1 pseudogene is annotated in these 229 nt (G+C 57.6%); it reads right to left on the reverse strand.

Going from position 1 to position 229, the window contains the following annotated elements:
• Positions 1 to 229: pseudogene (locus ACTHUE_RS20705) on the reverse strand (hypothetical protein); the annotation flags it as partial.

The following is a 229-nucleotide window of genomic DNA, read 5'->3' on the forward strand; positions in this document are numbered from 1 at the left end:
GCCTTCGCCGTCGGTATGGGTGGTCAAACGACCTGCAGCATCGTAGCCGAAGGTCTCTTTGCTGCCGTCTGGATAGAGGGCGAGGGTGAGGTTTTGATTGGCGTCGTAGTGGTATTCGGTGTGCTGTTCCAGCGCATCGGTAATACGCGCCAACTGTCCTTCGGGGGTGTAGGCCAGTTTGGTTTCGTAACCCGAGCAGTCGGTAATCCGGTCGGGCTGATGGTTTTCG

The sequence above is a fragment of the Neisseria sp. P0021.S005 genome (genome assembly GCF_051956955.1).